1 protein-coding gene is annotated in these 6346 nt (G+C 58.8%); it reads left to right on the plus strand.

Features of this window, described 5'->3' with window-relative positions; all coding sequences use genetic code 11:
* Window positions 1-812: 812 nt before the first annotated feature.
* A partial coding sequence (locus tag J5J06_04105) for a hypothetical protein (protein ID MCO6436253.1) occupies window positions 813-6346 on the plus strand: 5534 nt, incomplete at its 3' end.

The raw sequence follows: 6346 nt of genomic DNA on the forward strand, positions 1-6346 counted from the left end.
GAACATAAATTGACGAATGCCGCAAGGATATCGTAAACTGCTTTACGATTTATCGGTCGTTACGATTTATCGGTCGTTACGATTTATCGGTCGTATTGCTTATCGGTCCGAGTTGATGCTCGGGGAGCGGTTTTGATAGCGGGGTCCTTTCTACATGCACATGCGGTCTGTCCGCTCGCGCGGTGAATATCTTGGAGGGAAGCCTGATGGGTACGCTCTGTGCGGGGTCTCGTTTGGTTGAAGCGCATTGGCGGGGTCTCGCATGCGTGGCCCTATTGGGAACCGCGGTTCTCGGGGTTGATTCGGTGGCGGCTGGCAATCCGCCGGCGATTGATGAGGCCGTTGATATTGCTCTGGGGACGGATAGTGGGAGCGAGCCTGCGCTTCTGCAATCGGCTGCGTGCCTTTTTCCCAGCCCAAATCTGGAATGCCCCATAACGCAACCAAGCCAGTGTCCGTGGATGTCTATCCCTCGGCCAGGGTCGTCTTTCCCCGACGCCGAGAACCGGTTGTTGTTGATGCCATTCAGAGAAGCGATTCCCGACGGAGTCCTCGACGCATCTGTTTGCACGACGAGCTGCAATTTTTCCGGCGTGCCAGTCGGTTACCGCCCACAACCATTTGTGAATTGCAGTGAGCTCCGCACTAATGGTCCCTGGGGGTATATTGATGCGCTTCGGGCATTTGGGGATACGGTTGAACCGGGAGACACGGGCGACCAGGAGCCGCCAGTCGAGGCCAATAATCCTTGCGGATTCAATGTGGGTTGCACAATTGTGTGGTTTGCACCTGACAGCCATCCGGATGACGGAGTGGATGACAGCTTTTTGTATATTGGATTGGATATCTCGGACGACAGTGGGTTCGATTCAGTCATCCCAATCCCATTTGACGCGGACGGAAACGGATCGGCATGCTCGGGAAGTCCGGATGACCCCCTTGCGGAAAGCTACGAATACAGCGTGATTGCTTGTGCGGACTATGGTGACTACGAACCCAGGAATACGGTCGCGGCAAACATGGCCAGGGCTCTCGCTGAGTTTCGAGTGCTAACGTCGATCGACAGCACTGAGGCCTCGAATCCGCTTCCGCTCCGTCTGCAAATCCAGTCGCCGGGAGGAGATGGCGCGTTCCGGGAGGAATTAAGGCGGCGTATTCTGACGTTTCCAACGGCAGATGGACTGCTGCCCAATGAATCGCAGAATCCTAACCCTACAAATAGAACTCAAGACTGCATTGACAGGGAGCTTGCCCTTTGTCCGCCAGCGGGGGCGACGAATCGCAATAACGTGGAGATGGTGATACTGGCGGTGGAAACAAGCGGCGTTTTCGGTCCCGAGCCCTGGCCCTTTGACCTAACGCAAGAGAGTGAACGGGAGAGGGCCAGGCGGAATCGACTTGCGATTGCGCAGAATATCGTCTACGTGAAGGGTGGCAACGTTATCGACCTGCCCCCCGAAGAAATCGCAGCGGTCGCCAGCCGGCAGACCATCCCCGACCTGGACGTGACCAAGGAGGTTCGCTGCTGGGAGCCGGGAGCACCGGTGCCCGCGAATCCTGAAGACGACGCGGGATCGTTCGCGAAGAGCGTGGATATTCTGCCCGGCGACGGCGGTATGCAGCCGGGGTCGATTGTGGAATTCCAGATCACGATTCGGAACCGGGGAAACGAAGATCTCGATGTGACCGTCCAGGATGTGTTGAGCGAGATGTCGGCAACGGCGGCATCGGTTGATTGTGAGCCGATCTGGCATCCACAAGCTTTTCCATTGCAGGCTTGGCTAACACGGCCAAGGGATTCGATTGTCAACGAAGCAATCAATCAGTTCAATGCTGACGACCGAGATCTGCGGGCGGACTTTTTCTTCGATCCGACGCTTCTGGAGCCCGGCTTCATAGACGCAGTCCGCAAAGGCGCATCTGGTGAATCCGAGATCCTGGGTACACTTCAGGGAGCCGTTGTTCAGCGTCAAGTCGACAATTCGTGCCTCATCACCGAAGGGGATACGCTGGTGATCCGCTTCAAGGCACGCGTGGATGTCACCGATGACGATGAATTCTGCGCAAACCGAATTGACCCGGACTGCGTGAACACCGTAAGCGTAACGGCGACCTACGTTGGTGAAGCGGAGGTCGTCGCAACGGACTCCGACACGGCCGAGGTTAACGTTCTCTGCCGGGACATACGGTTCATCAAAGAAGCCGATCCAACCGTGGTGGCTCTGGAGGGAGGATTCCCGCAGGTTGTGACCTATACGTACACGGCCACGAACCAGGGTGAACTGACGGAGCAGGTCGAGATCTGCGATTACGATCTTTGCGCGGATCTGGCGGCGGTGGCCGGGGTCGACCCGGTATCGGGCCAGTGCCCGGTCTGTGACACCCCGGGAGCGGATGGGGTGCCGAATTGCCACGTGCTCGGCGAAGTCCCGCCGTTCCCCGCGGCAGGCAATTCCGTGTCAACGACTTGCCAGATCTCTTTCAGCAATAGGGCGGCGGCAGAGGCGTTCCTGGCCAGGGATGACGCGAGGACGGCGCAGCCGGGCGATCCGGAGGAGTGCGATGTGTCGCCGGATGTTCGCGACCGCTGCCACACGAACCGGGCGGAGGTGACGGTGATCGGGGCGGACCTGGATCCGGGCTGCAACAGTGACGACACGTTTGTGGCCTGCGAAACGGTTTGTCCGGGGTGCCTGCTGGAAGTGACCAAGACCGTGAAGTGCACGGATCCGGACACGGGCCAAGCGACGGCGTTCGGACCAGTGCAGAATGCCAAAGAAGTGACACTGCCGGGCGAGCGGCTGCGATTCGAGATCTCGGCCGAGAGCATGGCGTCGCCCATAGAGCTGGTCTGCATTTCGGACACGCTATCGTGCAGGCAGACGTGGTCGCCGACGCCTCTGACATGCAAGATCGTTCGATCCGGCGGATCGGAAGAGCCGTTCTCGGGATTCCCCATTGATGGATCCAGAATCTGCGCACCGGTGAATCCGCCCCTGCAAAAAGGGGACAAGATCCTCTGCGAGTTCGATGTAACAGCGCCGACGTCGGAGATCGAGCGGGGCACGGCCGTGGATTGTCGCAATGAGGTGGCGTTCGATGGGTATCTGTCGGACGATATTCCGAACCCACCGCCGGGGGAGGAGGACTGCCAAGACGCCGATCCGGTGGAAATCGACGTGCAGATACGGGATCTCGTGTACGACAAGACGATCGAAGTACGGAGGGAGAGCCAGACGGGGACGATCGTCAATCCGCTGAGTATTCCGACGGGGCCGCCGGCGGGAATGGCGGGCACGCCCTATCCGATCTACATTACTTACACGTACACTACGACCAACAGCGGCGAGCTCGAAGAAACCGGGGTAATCTCTGATCCCGATCTATGTGGCGATGTGCCATCTGAGCGCCGGGCAAGTTGCGATGTCTGTCCGAACCCGTATTCGGTCGATCTTCAACCCGGGCAGACCGCCAATGCTCGGTGTACAGTGAGATTCGATAACCCGGCGCAGCTTTCCGAGTTCCTTCGCATAGATGATGCCCGAGAAGGGTTGAACGTTCCCGAAGAATGTACCGAGGATTCGCGGAGTTTCTGCTATCGGAACAGGTCGAATCTCTCGATCGTTTCTTCGTTCGTCTGGCCGCAGCCACCTCGCGAACCTGTAACTGCTGAGTGCTATCAACCCTATTCGTCCGACGACTGTACAACAGCCTGTGCCACGTGCTGGCTCGACGTAAACAAACAGGTCGCCTGTGTCGACCGGGACACGGGAAACACATCCCCGTATGGGGGGGGCGTCACGTCTCTCCCAGGACAGACGATGAGGTTCAGTATCGACGCGACCAACAGGGGGGCCGCCGATATCGCCCAAGTGTGCATTGCCGACGTCTTGAGCTGCCGGAGCACTTGGTCGCCGACAACCGTTAAGTGCCACATTGAGCGATTCTCCGGCGGCATAGATTCTTTCCCTGGGTTTCCGATTGAAGGCACGCGCGTTTGTACGCCGATCGATCCACCGCTCGGCCCCGGCGATACTATCTTGTGCACGTTTGACGTCACGGCACCCGCGTCTGGGTTCCCGGCGAATTCTCCCACGGATTGTACGAACACCGTTGATGTTGATGGCTATCTTCCGGGTGGGATGGCGAATCCACCACCAACGAGTCCGTCAGATTGTGAGGATTCCGAAGATGCGACAATAAACGTGCTAATTCGGAACATTTCTTTCGAGAAAAAGGTGTCGGCGACGGATGTCGCTGGCACGAAACTCGAAGCGTTAAGCCTGCCGATCGATCCTGTTGTATATCCAATCAAGGTGACGTTTAAGTATGAGGCCACGAACAACGGCGAACCGACCGAAGCGGTGACAATTCGCGACGATCAACTGTGCTTGGACAAAGACATTCCGGGTGTGATCACAGGAACTTGCGATGTTTGTCCGTCCCCACCTGGAAAAACGGGGGACGTGCCGGCAGGCGAGAAGCTCGCTGCCGAGTGCGAATTGACTTTCGCGAGTCCCGAATCACTAGCCGCCTTCCTGAGGGCCGACGACAACAACACGATTCCGGACAATGAGCCGCCTGTTTGCGTGGGCCATGAAGGGGAGTGCCCGAAAGAACAAACAGGACAAGCCTGTTATCGCAACCGGTCGGGCATGGTGGTTACGGCCGCAATTGGCGTAGACATGTACTGCAATGATACTGAATCCTGTTTGGAATGCGCTGAGATTTGTGCCCCCTGCGATTTGCATGTTGTCAAGAAAGTCAAGTGCGCGGATGATCCGGACACCCAGTACTTCGATAGCAAGGTGGCCGTTCCGGGCGAGAGATTGACATTCCGGTTCGCAGTCACGGATTCCGGCGTGCCGGTCGACCGGTTATGTATACGCGACACGCTTTCCTGTCGCAGCGGCTGGTCTCCGACGTCCCCACAGTGCACCATCTTGCGTGCCAGCGGCGTTACCGAACCGTACCCAGCCCCGCCTCTCGATAGTAGGCGGGTCTGCACGTTGCTCAGTGAGCCGCTGGGTTTAGGGGATCAGCTTGTCTGTACCTTTGATGTGACTGTTCCTGGGCAGTTTTCGACCGCTGGTGTTGATGTGGATTGCACGAATATCGTCAATGTCGAAGGTTACATTGAGGCGGAAACGCCGATCACATCTCCGTCGGATTGCGAGGACAACGACTCGGCCGAAGTCGACGTGAAGGTGGCGAACATCGACTGCATTCAGAAGACGGCGGAAGCGATAGGGATAAGCGCGGCTCCCAGCGAATCCCTGGATTTGCGTTCCAATACCGCCAACCTCTTCCCGCTCACTATTCGATACGTGGTGACCGCTCAAGTGCCGTCGGGCTCGAGCGATGTTCCTTTCGATGACGTGTCGATCTGCGACGATAATCTCGTCAATGCCGCCATTCAGGCGATCGCAGACGGCGTTGCCATGAGTATCCCCTCCTGCCAATTCACAGTCCCGAACGGAATGAAGTACTGCGCTGAATTCGGAACGGTTGCCGTCGGTCCGCCGCCGTTTTCAGCTGCATGCGAATTCCAGTTCGAAACGCCCGAGGCCTGGAAGGCTTTCGCATGCTATGTGTCGACGGTTGATGACGCCAGCCGGATGGCGTGCATACGGGGCGAGGGAATCGGAGACGATGAGTGCGTGCTCAATACGGCACGAGTGAGCGGCGTGCCGGACTATAGCGCAATCGGCGGCCAGGACAATCAGCCGTGCCTGCCGGACAATTCGCCGAACGACGGACGGTTGGAGGATGACACGGATTGTCAGGCCTTAGTGTGCGTGCGGCCTCCTTCCGAATGTACGTGTACCAAGGCGACATTCACCATCTGGAACATGAACGAGGTCAAGTTCTCGGGTACGCACCGCTGCATCTGCGACTGGGACCAGGAGCTGATCAGCCTCTACGACGCCCCCAACCACATGCTGCGTCAGTACCTGCAGACCAACAAGGGCAAGGCGCGGATCGACGCCATCGCCAGCCCGATCGTGTGTGATCCGTTCCTGGAAGACGCGGTCTCGGTGGACTCGCCGTTGCTGGGTGTGGCCGCCAAGCAGCTTACTTTCCACCGGCCTTCGCCGGGTGTGGATGCCGACGGCATCGTCAAGCGCGATTCCGCGGGCATGTCGCTGGTGGGTCTGGGCCAGCAGGCGGGCAAGATCACGTATGCCCTGCCCACGTCGGGCGGCCCGGAGGAGCGGGCGGCAGCGGACAACGGCATTGCGGTCTCGCGTCTGCTGGACGGTCCGCAGCGGCTGGTGCGCGGCTCGAAGATCGAGCCGGCGGAGTCGCCGCTGGCGGGCACGACGTCCGCGAGCCGGCTGGCCTC

The organism is Phycisphaerae bacterium (assembly GCA_024102815.1).
GTDB lineage: Bacteria > Planctomycetota > Phycisphaerae > UBA1845 > UBA1845 > JAGFJJ01.